General features: G+C 62.7%; 10 protein-coding genes and 1 tRNA gene. 7 read left to right on the plus strand and 4 right to left on the minus strand.

Features of this window, described 5'->3' with window-relative positions:
* Nucleotides 1–128: 128 nt before the first annotated feature.
* A tRNA-Ser gene (locus AC27VQ_RS11805) sits at nucleotides 129–218 on the minus strand.
* A 418-nt stretch (nucleotides 219–636) separates the two neighbouring features.
* Here AC27VQ_RS11805 and AC27VQ_RS11810 point away from each other — a divergent pair.
* Nucleotides 637–1,749 carry a calcium-binding protein gene (locus tag AC27VQ_RS11810; protein ID WP_488716385.1) on the plus strand — a complete coding sequence of 371 codons (1,113 nt, stop codon included), beginning with the start codon at nucleotides 637–639 and terminating at the stop codon, nucleotides 1,747–1,749.
* A 61-nt stretch (nucleotides 1,750–1,810) separates the two neighbouring features.
* Here AC27VQ_RS11810 and AC27VQ_RS11815 read toward each other — a convergent pair whose 3' ends face one another.
* On the minus strand, nucleotides 1,811–2,275 hold the full coding sequence (locus AC27VQ_RS11815) for a MarR family winged helix-turn-helix transcriptional regulator (RefSeq protein WP_488716386.1): 465 nt from the start codon (nucleotides 2,273–2,275) through the stop codon (nucleotides 1,811–1,813).
* Nucleotides 2,276–2,355: 80 nt separating this feature from the next.
* Here AC27VQ_RS11815 and AC27VQ_RS11820 point away from each other — a divergent pair, with 80 nt between their 5' ends.
* Both AC27VQ_RS11820 and AC27VQ_RS11825 read left to right on the plus strand, forming a co-directional pair.
* Nucleotides 2,356–2,778 (plus strand): DoxX family protein, encoded by a 423-nt coding sequence (locus AC27VQ_RS11820; RefSeq protein WP_488716387.1) that lies wholly within the window; start codon nucleotides 2,356–2,358, stop codon nucleotides 2,776–2,778.
* A gap of 24 nt (nucleotides 2,779–2,802) precedes the next feature.
* Nucleotides 2,803–3,483, plus strand: coding sequence for a glutathione S-transferase family protein (locus AC27VQ_RS11825; protein ID WP_488716388.1), 681 nt, complete (start codon nucleotides 2,803–2,805; stop codon nucleotides 3,481–3,483).
* A 74-nt stretch (nucleotides 3,484–3,557) separates the two neighbouring features.
* On the opposite strand, the gene AC27VQ_RS11830 is transcribed toward AC27VQ_RS11825, so the two are convergent.
* Both AC27VQ_RS11830 and AC27VQ_RS11835 read right to left on the minus strand, forming a co-directional pair.
* Nucleotides 3,558–6,908 carry a caspase family protein gene (locus tag AC27VQ_RS11830; RefSeq protein ID WP_488716389.1) on the minus strand — a complete coding sequence of 1,117 codons (3,351 nt, stop codon included), beginning with the start codon at nucleotides 6,906–6,908 and terminating at the stop codon, nucleotides 3,558–3,560.
* Between the two features lie 98 nt (nucleotides 6,909–7,006).
* On the minus strand, nucleotides 7,007–8,128 hold the full coding sequence (locus AC27VQ_RS11835) for a Gfo/Idh/MocA family protein (RefSeq protein ID WP_488716390.1): 1,122 nt from the start codon (nucleotides 8,126–8,128) through the stop codon (nucleotides 7,007–7,009).
* Between the two features lie 176 nt (nucleotides 8,129–8,304).
* Between AC27VQ_RS11835 and AC27VQ_RS11840 the strand changes: the two genes are divergently transcribed.
* The 4 genes from AC27VQ_RS11840 to iolE all read left to right on the plus strand — a co-directional run bounded on the left by AC27VQ_RS11840 (nucleotide 8,305) and on the right by iolE (nucleotide 14,172).
* A complete protein-coding gene (locus AC27VQ_RS11840; protein ID WP_488716391.1) occupies nucleotides 8,305–9,162 on the plus strand; it encodes a MurR/RpiR family transcriptional regulator in 858 nt (285 codons plus the stop codon).
* A 120-nt stretch (nucleotides 9,163–9,282) separates the two neighbouring features.
* On the plus strand, nucleotides 9,283–11,205 hold the full coding sequence (locus AC27VQ_RS11845) for a bifunctional 5-dehydro-2-deoxygluconokinase/5-dehydro-2-deoxyphosphogluconate aldolase (protein WP_488716392.1): 1,923 nt from the start codon (nucleotides 9,283–9,285) through the stop codon (nucleotides 11,203–11,205).
* A 23-nt stretch (nucleotides 11,206–11,228) separates the two neighbouring features.
* Nucleotides 11,229–13,079 carry a 3D-(3,5/4)-trihydroxycyclohexane-1,2-dione acylhydrolase (decyclizing) gene (gene iolD, locus AC27VQ_RS11850; protein ID WP_488716393.1) on the plus strand — a complete coding sequence of 617 codons (1,851 nt, stop codon included), beginning with the start codon at nucleotides 11,229–11,231 and terminating at the stop codon, nucleotides 13,077–13,079.
* Nucleotides 13,080–13,254: 175 nt separating this feature from the next.
* Complete coding sequence (gene iolE, locus AC27VQ_RS11855) at nucleotides 13,255–14,172, plus strand: myo-inosose-2 dehydratase (protein ID WP_488716394.1); 918 nt, start codon at nucleotides 13,255–13,257, stop codon at nucleotides 14,170–14,172.
* Nucleotides 14,173–14,204 lie beyond the last annotated feature (32 nt).

Below are 14,204 nucleotides of genomic sequence, written 5' to 3' on the forward strand. Positions count from 1 at the left end.
AGCGAGCCGTTGATCGCAACCGAAGGGCGCCAGGCTTCGCCAACAGGAAAGCGCGCCAAACCAATAGCGCGGAGGAGAGAAGCCCATGCTTCGTCTCTTGGAATTCCGGAATCTCATAAAGGGGAAACTGGCGGAGAAGATGGGATTCGAACCCACGATACCGTTCCCGGTATACTCCCTTAGCAGGGGAGCGCCTTCGACCACTCGGCCACCTCTCCGCTCGCGGTTTCACTATGCGGCGGAGCTTTTGATTGCAAGGCTTTTTTGACACACGGTGCGAAATGAAACCGTCTTTGCCGCTTTTTTGGATTTTTCCGCAAGAGGACCTGGGTCAGGGTCTGAGGATGGAGAGCTTCCAAGCGGCGGATTGCGCTGAAATGACGGGAATCATCCGCTGTTTCCCGCGCTCCACAGGATAACGCGCATTGCTGGTCGATTGGCGCGCGCAGGACCTTGGGAAGCCCCATATATAAAGCCAGTAAGATGGGCACCGGCTCGAATCGTATGCCTCGCCCGCAAAACTCCGAAAATTCGCCTCGAAATCGCCGCGTGGCTCCCGTCTTGTTCAACATCGGTTCAGCTTGCCGGCGTTAAATGTCGTGCAACAAACCCGTTGTTGCGGAAAGGAATACGAATATGACAGTCGTGATTGATGGCACGCCCGGGGACGACCTCATCGTTCAGAACTCCAAGATCGAACTGGATGTGTACACCTATGGCGGTGACGACGAGGTCGTGCTGAACCTCATCGGCACGTATGGCGGTTTCAATAAGGTCAACACCGGCAGCGGCAACGACATCGTGCGCAACAGCTTCGAGGGCGGCAACATCGTCTATCTCGGCTCTGGCAACGACTATTACACGCATAGCGGCAAGGACTACGATCCGGATTATTATGACAAGGTCTATGGCGGCAGCGGCAACGACGTCTTCAAGGTATTGTCCTACCAGAGCGTCTACAACGGCGACAGCGGCAACGACACGTTCTATTCCGCCGGCTTCAAGAACACCTTCAACGGTGGCGCCGACATCGATACGATCAACTATTCCCTGCAGGATTCGAGCAGTGAAGAAGGCCGCGGCATCTATGTCGATCTCGACAAGGGCTATGCCAAGGCAGTTTCCGGTCGCCTGGAGACGCTGAAGAGCATCGAAAACGTTGTCGGCACGAGCTATGCCGATACGCTGATCGGCACGGCCGGCAGCAACATTCTCAAGGGCGGCAGCGGCAACGATCAACTCGAAGGTCTTGGCGGCAACGACAAGCTCTATGGGGGCAGCGGCGTCGATATTCTCTACGGCGATGCGGGCAATGACGACCTCTATGGCGACACGGGCAACGACCGGCTCTATGGCGGCTCGGGCGCGGACGACATGTTCGGCGGCTCGGGCAATGACCTGCTCGTCGGCGGTGCCGGCAGCGATCTTCTGGTCGGGGGTTCGGGGGCCGATACGTTCCGCTTCACCAGCATTTCCGACAGCAAGGTCGGCTCGACGCTGCGCGACATCATCGATGACTTCGATCCCGGCAATGGCGACAAGATCGACCTCAGCGCGATTGATGCCAACATCAACACGTCCACGAACAACAAGTTCTCCTTCATCGGAAAAGCCGGCTTTTCCGGCACTGCGGGCGAACTGCGCTATTCGGGTACGATCATTTCCGGTGATGTGGATGGCGATGGCGTCGCCGACTTCCAGATCGACGCGGGCCTGACGAAATATTATGGGAGCGATTTCCTGCTCTAAGCGGAAACGTCTTGCGACAATCGAACGCCGGGGCCCTGCCCCGGCGTTTTGCATTTGGGGCTCAGGTGCCTCGCGCCAGCCGTGCAAGCCCGTCGGCAAGCGCCGTGGCGTCGGCATCGTCCATCGCCCCGCCAAGGTGGCGCTCGATGGCGGCGGCATAGACGGTCCATATCCGCGCCTGCATGCTGCGGCCTTCCTCGGTCACCAGCACCCAGCGGCCGCGGCCGTCCTCGGGCAGGATTTCGCGACGCACCAGCCCTGCCCCTTCCATGCGATCGAGCAACCGCGAAAGATTATGCTGCGCCAGGAGCGTACGTTCCTCGATTTCGAAGGGGCGCAACCTGCCCTTTCCCGTACGCACCAGCTCCCACAATACATCATACCAGGCGAGCGGCGGCATGTCGGCGGCCTTCAGATCCTGCTCGATGGCCGCCAGCAGAAGGCGCTGGGCGCGCATGAGGCGGATCCACAGCCGGGTGGTGGCTTCGGATGGTTTTCCGGTGGTTTGTCGAGTTGAGTCGGACATAGATGCAATTACATGCATCTTGACGGGGATGGCAAGGGCATATACATGCAATTGCATCTACTTCACTTCGGAGACCAGACATGCCTCTTTCCCAAACCCGCACCGACCTCACCGACTACGGCGTCACCCTGCTGCGGATCAGCCTCGGCGTGATGTATCTCGCCCATAGCATTGTCCTGAAACTGCTGACCTTCGGCCTTGCCGGAACGGCGGGCTACTTCACCTCCATCGGTCTGCCCGGCTGGCTTGCCTATCTGACCTTCGCCGCCGAGGCGGCGGGCGGCATCATGCTGGTGCTCGGCATTCAGGTCCGCTGGGTGGCGTTGGCGCTTATTCCCGCCCTGGCGGGCGCCATCATCTGGGCGCATGGCGCTAATGGCTGGGTGTTCACCGCCCCCGGCGGCGGCTGGGAATATCCGCTCTACCTCATCGTGCTTTCCATCGCGCAGGCCCTGCTCGGCGACGGGCACTATGCGCTCAGCCCCTCGCGCAGCCTGCGCTGACCCAAACCAAGGAGATATCCGAATATGACCGAAGCCCGCCTGATCCTTGTCAGCCACCACCTCTGCCCCTATGTGCAGCGCGCCGCCATCGTGCTTGCCGAAAAGAGTGTCCCCTTCGAGCGCCGCACCATCGACCTTGCCGCCAAGCCCGACTGGTTCCTTGCCCTTTCGCCGCTCGGCAAGGTGCCGCTGCTGCTCGTTCGCCAGCCCGACGGCAGCGAGGTCGTGCTCTTCGAAAGCGCCGTCATCTGCGAATATCTCGAGGATACCGAAACCAATACGCCGCTTCACCCGGCCGATCCGTTGGCCCGCGCCCAGCATCGCGGCTGGATGGAATTCGGCTCCTCGATTCTCGGCGATCTCTGGGGTTTCGAGACGGCGAAGGATGCCGGGACCTATGAGGCCAAGCGGAAGGCGCTGGTCGACAAGTTTTCGCGCGTCGAGGCGGCTCTTGCCGACGGACCGTTTTTCGCGGGGGAGAAATTCAGCCTCGTCGATGCGGTCTTCGCACCGATCTTCCGCTACTTCGATACGTTCGACACGATCGCGCCGACCGGCGTCTTCGACGGTCTCGCAAAGGTTGCCCACTGGCGCGCGGCGCTGGCGGCGCGGCAGAGTGTCAAGGACGCGGTTGCCGAGGACTATCCGGCACGCCTCAGGACGTTTCTCGAACAGCATGATGCCTGGCTGCTGAAGCTTGCCTGATCGCGTCTCCCAAAGAAAAACCGCTGGAAACGGGTGTTTCCAGCGGTTCCTTGTTTCAAGCCTGTCCGGATGGATCAGGTGCGGGCGGCCAGCCGATCGATCGCGTTCTGCGTCGAGGTGCCGAAATCGCCGTCGATCGGGCCGCTGTAATAGCCGCGATCTTTCAGGATCTGCTGGAACTCCTTGCGGAACTGCGGCGTGAAGTTCGCCGGCGAACCTTTGAGTTCCTGCAGCTTGCCCTGGTCGCCGCCTTCCACGCTGGCGGCGGCCCAGCGGGCAGCCTCCTTGGCGTTGGAACGTGTGCCGAGACCCTGGTCGTAGAGGCGAGACAGGTTGCCCATGGCATAGGTATTGCCGCCATTGGCCGCCTTTTCATACCAGTCGATCGCCTGGGCATAGTCCTGCTTCACGCCGTTGCCGACGTCGTAGAGCCAGCCCAGCGAGGCCATCGAATAGTAGTCGTTCTGGGCCGCGGCCTTTTCATACCAGGTACGCGCTTCGGCAAAATCGACGGGAATGCCGAGACCGGACTGGTAGGCATAGCCGACCGAGGACATGGCATTGACGTCGCCGCCTTCCGCGCCCTTCTTGTACCAGTCGAGCGAGACATTGTAGTCGCGCTGCGTGCCGAGACCTTCGCGGTAGAACCAGCCCATCGTGGCCTGCGCGTTGGCATAGCCCTGCTGGGCCGCCTTGCTGTACCACTTGAACGCCTCGTCATAGTCCTTGCGCGTGCCGTTATAGCCTTCGCGATAGAGCCAGCCGAGGGACGCCTGGGCATAGGGATTGCCGGCATTCGCGGCCTGCTCGAACATGCGGGTGCCCTTGCCCATGTCGACCGGGCCATCCGTGCCGTAGATCGAGTACCAGGCAAGGTTGGTCAGGGCATAGAGGTTCCCCTCGTCGGCGGCCTTCTGGTAGTGCTCGCGCGCCTGAGCGAAGTTCTTCGCGGCATCATGCGCACGGCCCAGCATGTTGCGAACCGAGTTGTCCGACGGATTGGCATTGAGTGCCGCTTCGCAGACCGAGATCGCACGGCCGTAGTCGATATTGGCGAAGAGCTTGCCGAGGAAGCCCGGACGCAGGTTCGGTTCGCCGGCCAGTTCATAGCACTGGTCGACATCCGAGCCGCTGCCGAGCGTCGACGTCGACTGGTCGGTCGAGGTGACCGTCGACGAGCCGGAACTCGACAGTGCGGTGCTGTCGTTGCGGCCGGCGGCCAGCTTGTCGATGGCGGCGAGCGTTGCCGCACCGAATTCGCCATCGGCCGAGCCGCTGTAATAGCCGCGCTCAATCAAAAGACCCTGCAGTTCCTTGCGGAAGGCGACGGTGAAGTTGGCAGGGGTTTCCTTCAGTTCCTTCAGCTTGTTGGGATCGCCGCTTTCGACGGCAGCAGCAGCCCATCGGACGGCTTCCTTTGCGTCGGCAGGCGTGCCGAGGCCCTGATCGTAGAGGCGCGAGAGGTTGCCCATGGCATAGGAGCTGCCGGCATTTGAGGCCTTCTCATACCAGTAACGGGCTTCCACATAGTCCTGCTTCACGCCGTTGCCGACGTCATAGAGCCAGGCCAGCGAGGCCATCGAGTAGGAATCGCCGATGTTGGCGGCCTTTTCGTACCAGACCTTGGCTTCGGCATAGTCCTGCGCCGTGCCGAGACCGTTCTGGTAGGCCCAGCCGAGCGAGGACATGGCATTAGCATCGCCGGCGTCCGCAGCCTTGCGGTACCAGGTCAGCGACTGGACATAATCCTGCGAGACGCCGAGGCCTTCGCGGTAGAACCAGCCCATCGTCGCCATGGCATTGGCATAGCCCTGGTTGGCCGACTGCTGGTACCATTTGACGGCTTCCGCATAGTCCTGGCGCGTGCCGCCATAACCTTCACGGTAGAGCCAGCCGAGCGAGGCCTGGGCGTAGGAATTGCCCGCCGTCGAGGCCTTTTCGAACATCGACAGGCCCTTCGGCACGTCGACCGGGCCATCCGTACCGTAGATCGAGAACCAGGCCAGGTTGGTGAGCGCGTACATATTGCCGAGCTCGATGGCCTTTTCGTAATTCCGGCGCGCTTCGACATAGTTGCGGTCGGCATCGTGCGAGCGGCCGAGCAGGTTGACGAGCATGCCGTCGGACGGGTTTTCGTTGACGGCCTGCGCGCAGGCGGTGAGCGCCCGCTTGGCATCGATCTTCAGGAAGTTGACGCCCATGAAGCCCGGCAGCGACTGCGGTTCGCCGGCCAGCAGGAAGCAGTCGCGCGAGGCGGCGGTTTCCTGCGAGGCGACGTTGACGCTCAGACCCTTCTTCGGCTCCAGCGCGGCGATGAGATGTTCGGCATCGCTGCGATGCTTGCTGTCCGGATAGCGCTCCAGGAAACGCTGGAGTGCGGCCGCGTCGGTGGATTCTTTCAGCGCGTCCCAAGCGATGCCATCGGCATCCTGGCCATCATTCTGCGTGGCCTCCTTGAGGCTGGCGAGCTTCTTCTCCGCCAGCATCTTGTAAACCGGGTCCTTGCCGTGCTTGGCGATGAACGCGTTGATCAGGTCCTCGTCGGCGAGGTCGCGGATGTTCTGCCAGTCGGCCGCCGCTTCGGACTGGCCGTTCGGCGAGACTTCCGTGTTGCCGCTGTTGGTGACGTTGATGTTCACTTCCTTGATGTTCAGGAAGATCTGCGCGCCACCCAGCGAACCATAGACGAAGGGCTCCTGCTCGCGATTGGTGGCTTCCACCACCTCGTCGCGCACCTTGCCGAGCGCGATGCGCACATCGAGGCCAGGTTCCGTCAGATATTTCGAGAGCGCCGTGGCAAACGGGCTGTTCTTGCCCTGACCGTCGAGCGCCACCGTGCCAGCTTTCGACGCGAAGGCGATCAGCGTGTCGGCCGATTCGGGCTCGACGCGGGCAAGGCCGCGCGTCACGGCGCGGGTGCCGATGGAGCGCGTCATCGCTGCGGCGAACGGATTGTTGCGGCAGGCATCGAGAATGAAGAGCTTCAGCTTCTTGGCGCCTTCCAGCGACCGCTGCACGCGGTCGATGGCAACACTTTCGTCCTCGACGTCGCGGTCGCTCTTCAGCGCCGCATCGACCGGAATCAGATAGTTGACCCCGTTCATCTCCATGGCGTGGCCGGAATAATAGACCACCGCCATATCCGCATCGGCAGACTCGTCCTCGAAATCGCGCAACGCTTTCACCATGGCGGAGCGGTCGAGATCGAGAACGGTCTTGACGCTGTCAAAACCGGCCGCCTCGAACGAGGCGCGCATCAGCTCCACGTCGTTGGCGGGATTGTTCAGCTGAGCGGTCTCTTCGTATTTCTGATTGCCTATCAGCAGTGCAACGCGTTTCGCCTCAGCGGCGTTCGCGTTGAACACGACGACAGCAATCGATACGAAGAACACCGGTGCCCAGCGTTTTTGTATTCGCTTGAACATGCCCTTCCCTCCGGCATTATTGCCGCCAGTATTACGTATGAGACTAGCGGTTTCAATGACTAAGCCGGTGGATTTTTTTGGCGGGGTCGCCGAAAAAATCACGCGGGGGCGATTTCCACCCAGCGTTCCTCGCGGAAGGACTGCGCCATGGCGTGCACCGTCTTCTCGATGCGCAGGCCATGGTTGAAATCGATGGAATGGGACGCCATCCCGGCAATGGCGGCGATCAGCTCGCGGCATTCGATGACCTTGAGGTCGTTGAAGCCGAGGCCGTGGCCGGGGGCCGGGATGAAGCGGTCATAGGGCTTGTGGTGCGGCGCGGTCAGGATTGTGGAAAAGCCCTGTTCGGTGGCGCGGCCGTCGGTCGTGTAGAGCTGGAACTCGTTCATGCGCTCCTGGTCGTAGAGAATCGAGCCCTTCGAACCATAGACCTGCAAAGCGATGCGGCCCTTGCGGCCCCAGGCGGAGCGATTGGCCATCAGCACGCCGGAAATGCCGCCGGGAAGGCGCATCAGGACGCTGGCGATATCGTGGTTCTCGACTTCGCGGCGGCCGCCGTCCTTCACCGGGCGATCCGCATAGGGTTTTGCCAGCGCGGCGATGACCGCATCGACATGGCCGAACAGGCTCCACAGCAGCGACAGGGGATGCACGGCGAAATCGTCGAGCGCGCCATAACCGGAGGATGCCTCGCTCTTCCAGTAGAACAGCGCCTCAGGGTCGGCCATGAAGTCCTCGTCCATCTCGACGCGGACATGGTTGACCGTGCCGATCGCGCCCTCGTCGATCAGGGACCGGATGTGCCGCATGACGGGGTTCTGGATGTAATTGTAGCCCATCACCGCCACCTTGCCGGAGGAGCGCTGGGCGGCGAGCATGCGTTCGGCATCGGCGAAGGCCGTCGCCATCGGCTTTTCGCACCAGACGTGTTTACCCGCCTCCAGCGCGGCCACCGCCATTTCGGCGTGAAACTGGTTCGGCGTGGTCACGGAGATGACGTCGACATCGGGATCGGAGAGCAGGTCGCGCCAGTTGGCCGTCGATTTCGCAAAGCCGAATTCGCGGGCGCGGGTGGCGGCAAGCTCGGGATTGGCTTCCGCGAGATGCACGAGGCGTGGGCGGTCCACGTCGCCGAAGACCGTGCTGACATTGTTCCAGGCGAGCGCATGGCACTTGCCCATATAGCCGGTGCCGATCAATCCGATGCCAAGCGCTTTCATGACGTATCTCCCTCGCTGAATTCCGCTACGCACCGGCAGAGGAATTGCTATATCTCGCCGCACGGGCGCCTCTAGCGCCATCCATAGCGGGAAAGATTTGGAACGAAAACTATCTTTTCCGAAAATATGGAATATTTATTTCGTTTATCGCAGAATGGCCGCCGAGGAGACCCACGATGAGCAACACCGAAACGGCCCTTTCGCGCGTACCGCGCGATTTCGACAGCCTGCGCAGCGTCATCATCGAACGCAAGGCGACCATGCCGAAACGGTTGGCCCAGGTGGCCGCCTATGCGCTAGGCAACCCAGACGAAATGGCCTTCGGCACCGCAGCCAGCATCGCGACCGCCGCCGACGTGCAGCCCTCGACGCTGGTGCGGCTTGCCCATCATCTCGGTTACGAGGGCTTTTCCGACCTGCAGAACGTTTTTCGCGCCCGGCTGCGCGATCGCACGCTTTCCTATGAGGAACGCCTTGCCTCGCTGGAGGCGGGGCCGGCGGCCAACAGCGACACGGAATTGCTCTCCGGCTTCCTGACCGCCGCCAGCCAGTCGGTCGCGCGCCTTGCCAGCACCATCGACGGCGAGACCTTTTCCAAGTCGGTGGACCTGCTCGCCCGTGCCGAAACCATCTATCTCGTCGCCAAGCGCCGCTCCTATCCGCTGACGGCCCATATCGCCTATGCCTTCGGCAAGCTCGGTATCCGCCACCAGATCGTCGCCTCGCCCAACGGCATCGACCCCGAGATGGTGCAGTTCGCAACGAGCAAGGATGCCGTGATTGCCGCAAGCTTCGCGCCCTATGCGGCCGAGAGCCTGACGCAGGCGCAGGAACTGGCCGCCCGCGGCGTGCCCATCGTTGCCATCACCGACTCGGTCTTCTCGCCGCTGGCCGCCTCCGCCACGCACTGGTTCGAGGTCTCCGAGGCCGACTATGCCGGTTTCCGCTCGCTCTCCGCCTCCATGGCGCTCGCCATGGCCCTGCCGGTCGCCATCGCGGAAAAACGGCGCAGCCTGCGTCGCATATCCAAATGAAATGCGGCGAAATAGAAATGGAATGAACATTCCGAATTGACAGAATAATGGAATTCATGTTTCATTTTCCCAGAATGTCGCCGCGCTCTCATGACGGCGCCGCGAGACCGGGAGGAAGACATGCCGCACACTGATCAGGCCAGAACGCTCGACGTCATCACGATCGGCCGTTCGTCCGTCGATCTCTATGGCCAGCAGCTCGGCACGCGGCTGGAGGATACCGCCTCCTTCGCCAAATCCGTCGGCGGATGCCCCGCCAACATCGCCATCGGCACCGCCCGCCTCGGCCTGAAATCGGCGCTCATCACCCGCGTCGGCGACGAGCAGATGGGCCGCTTCATCCGCGAACAGTCCGCCCGCGAGGGCGTCAATGTCGAGGGCATCAGGACCGACAAGGACCGTCTGACGGCGCTCGTGCTGCTCGCCATCGAATCCGAGGGCGTCTCGCCGATGATCTTCGTGCGCACCGACTGCGCCGACATGGCGCTCGACGCCGATGACGTGGACGAGGCCTTCGTGCGCTCCTCCCGCGCCGTACTCGTCTCCGGCACGCATTTTTCCCGTCCCAACACCGAGGCGGCACAGCGCAAGGCGATCCGTATCGCCAAGGAAAGCGGCGGCAAGGTGATTTTCGATATCGACTACCGTCCGAACCTCTGGGGCCTTGCCGGCCATGCCGAAGGCTTCGAGCGTTATGTGAAGTCCGACCGCGTCTCGGCCATCCTGAAATCCGTCCTGCCGGATTGCGACCTGATCGTCGGCACGGAAGAGGAGATCATGATCGCCTCGGGCGCCGATGACGTTCTGTCCTCGCTGAAGGCGATCCGCGCGGTTTCGCCGGCAACCATCGTACTGAAGCGCGGCGCCATGGGCTGCATCGTCTATGACGGCCCTATCTCCGACGATCTGGAAGACGGCGTGGTGGGCGACGGCTTCCCCATCGAGGTCTATAATGTGCTGGGTGCCGGCGATGCCTTCCTATCCGGCTTCCTGCGCGGCTGGCTGAAGGGCGAGGACCACAAGACCTGCGCCACCTGGGCCAATGCCTGCGGCGCCTTCGCCGTTTCCCGCCTGCTCTGCTCGCCGGAATATCCGAGCTGGGATGAACTCGCCTTCTTCCTGAAGAACGGCAGCAAGCATCGCGCGCTGCGCAAGGACGAAGCGATCAACCACATCCACTGGGCGACAAACCGCAAGCAGGACGACATCCCCCTCCTCATGGCGCTCGCCTGCGACCACCGCATGCAGCTCGTCGATATCGCCGACGAACTGAACGTGCCGCATGAGAAGATTTCCGAATTCAAGCGCCTCACCGTGCAGGCCACCGCCCGCGTCGCCGAAGGCCGCCCCGGCTACGGCATGCTGATCGACGAGCGCTTCGGCCGCGACGCCTTCTTCGACGCCGCCACGCAGAACTTCTCGTGGATCGGCCGCCCGGTCGAGCTGCCCGGCTCCAAACCGCTGCGCTTCGAGTTCAGCCAGGATATCGGCTCGCAGCTGATGGAATGGCCGCTCGACCATTGCATCAAGTGCCTGTGCTTCTACCATCCCGACGATCCGGCTGCCCTTAAGACGGAGCAACAGGAGAAGCTGCGCATGCTCTTCGAAGCCGCCCGCCGCGTCGGCCGCGAACTGTTGATCGAGATCATCGCCGGCAAGAACGGCCCACTGAAGGATGATACGATCTCGACCGCGTTGCAGGAACTCTACGATCTCGGCATCAAGCCGGACTGGTGGAAGCTGGAGCCGCAGGCATCGAGCGAAGCCTGGAAGAACATCGAGGCCGTCATTGCCAAAAATGACGCCTATTGCCGTGGTATCGTGCTGCTCGGCCTCGAAGCGCCGACCGAGGACCTGGTGAAGGCCTTCGAGGCGACGACGGTCGCGCCGTCCGTGAAGGGTTTTGCCGTCGGCCGCACGATCTTCGTGGATGCCGCCCTCGCCTGGATGGCGGGAAAAATGGATGACGAGGCGGCGATCGCAGACATGGCCAGCCGCTTCCGAGAGCTGACCGACGCCTGGCTTCGCACGCGCGGCCTATAAATAGAAAGTTTGGGAGGACTACGATGGGCAGGACGATCCGGCTGACGATGGCGCAGGCCGTCACGCATTTCCTGAAGGCGCAGATGACCGTCGTCGACGGCAAGACGGTGCCGATCTTCGCCGGCGTCTGGGGCATTTTCGGCCATGGCAATGTCGCCGGTATCGGCGAAGCGCTCTATCAGGTGCGCAACGAATTGCCGACGCTGCGCGCCCATAACGAACAGGGCATGGCGCATGCCGCCGTCGCCTTTGCCAAGGCCAGCTTTCGCCAGCGTTTCATGGCCTGCACGACCTCCATCGGCCCAGGCGCATTGAACATGGTGACGGCGGCGGGCGTTGCCCATGTCAACCGCCTGCCCGTGCTCTTCCTGCCCGGCGACGTTTTTGCCAATCGTATTCCCGACCCGGTCCTCCAGCAGATCGAGGACTTCAACGACGGCACCGTTTCGGTCAATGACGCCTTCCGCTGTGTCTCGCGCTATTTCGACCGCATCACCCGCCCCGAGCAGATCATCTCCGCCCTCAAGCGCGCCATGCAGGTGCTGACCGACCCGGTCGATTGCGGGCCGGTGACGCTGTCGCTCTGCCAGGACGTGCAGGCCGAGGCCTATGACTATCCGGCTGCTATGTTCGAAGAAAAGGTCTGGACGCATCGCCGCCCCCGCCCCGATACCGAGGAACTGGCGGCTGCCATCGCCACGCTACGCAAGGCCGAGAAGCCACTGATCATCGCCGGCGGCGGCGTGCTCTATTCGCAGGCGACGGCCGAACTCAAGGCCTTTGCCGGCATGCATGGCATTCCGGTCGCCGTCACCCAAGCCGGTAAATCGGCGATCCCGGACGATCATCCCCTCTGCATGGGTTCCATCGGCGTCACCGGCACCTCGGCCGCCAATGCCTTTGCCGAGGAAGCCGACGTCATTCTCGCTGTCGGCACCCGCATGCAGGATTTTACCACCGGTTCCTGGGCGCTGTTCAAGAATGACAATGTCAAGATGATCGGCCTCAACACCGTCGCCTTCGACGCTGCCAAGCGTGACAGCCAGCCGCTCGTCGCCGATGCGCGCGAAGGCCTGACGCTGCTGTCGGAAGCGCTCGGCGGCTGGAAGGCGCCCGCCGCTTTCACCGAAACGGCGAAGCCCCGCAAGGACACGTGGATGGCCGCCGTCGCCCGCGCGACCGCCCCGACCAATGCCGACCTGCCCTCCGACGCGCAGGTCATCGGCGCGGTGCAGCGCACGATCGGCGGCGAGAATTCCGTGCTCGTCTGCGCGGCCGGAGGTCTGCCGGGCGAACTGCACAAGTTGTGGCAGGCCCAGAAGCCGGGCGGCTACCACATGGAATACGGCTTCTCCTGCATGGGCTACGAGATCGCCGGCGGGCTTGGCGTGAAGATCGCGCGGCCGGAGGCGGATGTCGTCGTCATGGTCGGCGACGGCTCCTACATGATGATGAACTCGGAGCTTTCGACATCGGTCATGCTCGGCAAGAAGCTCACTATCGTCGTGCTCGACAACCGCGGCTACGGCTGCATCAACCGCCTGCAAATGGGCACCGGCGGGGCCAACTTCAACAATCTGCTGAAGGACTCGATGATCGAGATGATGCCGGATATCGACTTCCGGGCGCATGCCGAAAGCATGGGCGCGGTCGCCGTCAAGGTGTCCTCCATCGCCGATCTCGAAACCGCGATCCAGAACAGCAAGGGCAACGACCGCACCTCGGTCATCGTCATCGACACCGACCCGCTGATCACCACCAAGGAGGGTGGCCACTGGTGGGATGTTGCGGTGCCGGAAGTCAGCCCGCGCAGCGAGGTCAACACGGCCCGCGAGGCCTATGTGAAAGCTCGCGCTGCACAGACCATCGGTTAAGACGAATAACGCCCTCCTCTCCCCACCGTTATCCTCGGGCTTGACCCGAGGATCCATGCCGCAGGCAGGACGGTGCGGATGCGTGGATCCTCGGGTCAAGCCCGAGGATGACGGTGGGGAGGGAAGAGACAATGACACTGCAAGGGAAGCTCCGCTTCCCGCCAAGGAGACTAGAATGAAAGCCAAACTCGGCATGTCGCCCATCGCCTGGTGGAACGACGACCTTCCGGAACTCAGCGACGACGTTTCGCTCGAAGAGTGCCTGCGCCAGTCACGCACTGCCGGCTTCACCGGCATGGAACAGGGCCGCCGCTTCCCGAGCAACCCTGAGGACATGCTGCCGATCCTGCGCGCCGCCGACGTGACGCTGTGCGGCGGCTGGTTCTCCGGCACGCTCGTCGACGAGGAGCTTGCGGCCAACAAGGACCGCATCGCGCCGATGATCGAATTGTTCAAGGCCGTCAACGCGCCCTGCATCGTCTATGGCGAAGTCGGCCGCTCCATCCAGGGCGACCGTTCCAAGCCGCTCGCCACAAAGCCGCGCCTGTCCGACGACGAGATGAAGGCCTATGGCCGCCGCCTCACCACGTTCGGCGAATGGTGCGCCGAACAGGGCATGCCGCTGTCCTACCACCACCACATGGCCGCCGTGGTCGAGACCGAGCCGGAACTCGATGCCTTCATGAAGAATTCGGGCGAAGGCATCCCGCTGCTGCTCGATGCCGGGCACCTCGCCTTTGCCGGCGGCGACGTTCTGCGCGCCATCGACAACCATCATGCCCGCATCAACCATGTGCATGTAAAGGACATCCGCCAATCGGTCGTTGATGGTCTCGACCGCACGAAACAGTCCTTCCTCGACGCGGTGGCGCTCGGCGCCTTCACCGTGCCGGGCGACGGCTCGCTCGATTTCGGCGCGATCGTGCAGCGCTTCGCCGACTATGGCTATGAGGGCTGGTTCGTCGTGGAAGCCGAGCAGGACCCGCGCAACGCCCCGCCGGCCAGGATGGCAGAGGTCGGCTATGCCGAACTGATGCGCGTCATGACCGCCGCCGGCTATACTGTCGAGACGGAAGGTTTTCCGAAGGGATAAGCCTCATCCGCCCGCCTGAAGGAAAGGACCAA

This window comes from Shinella sp. 20P9.1.1 (genome assembly GCF_057798995.1).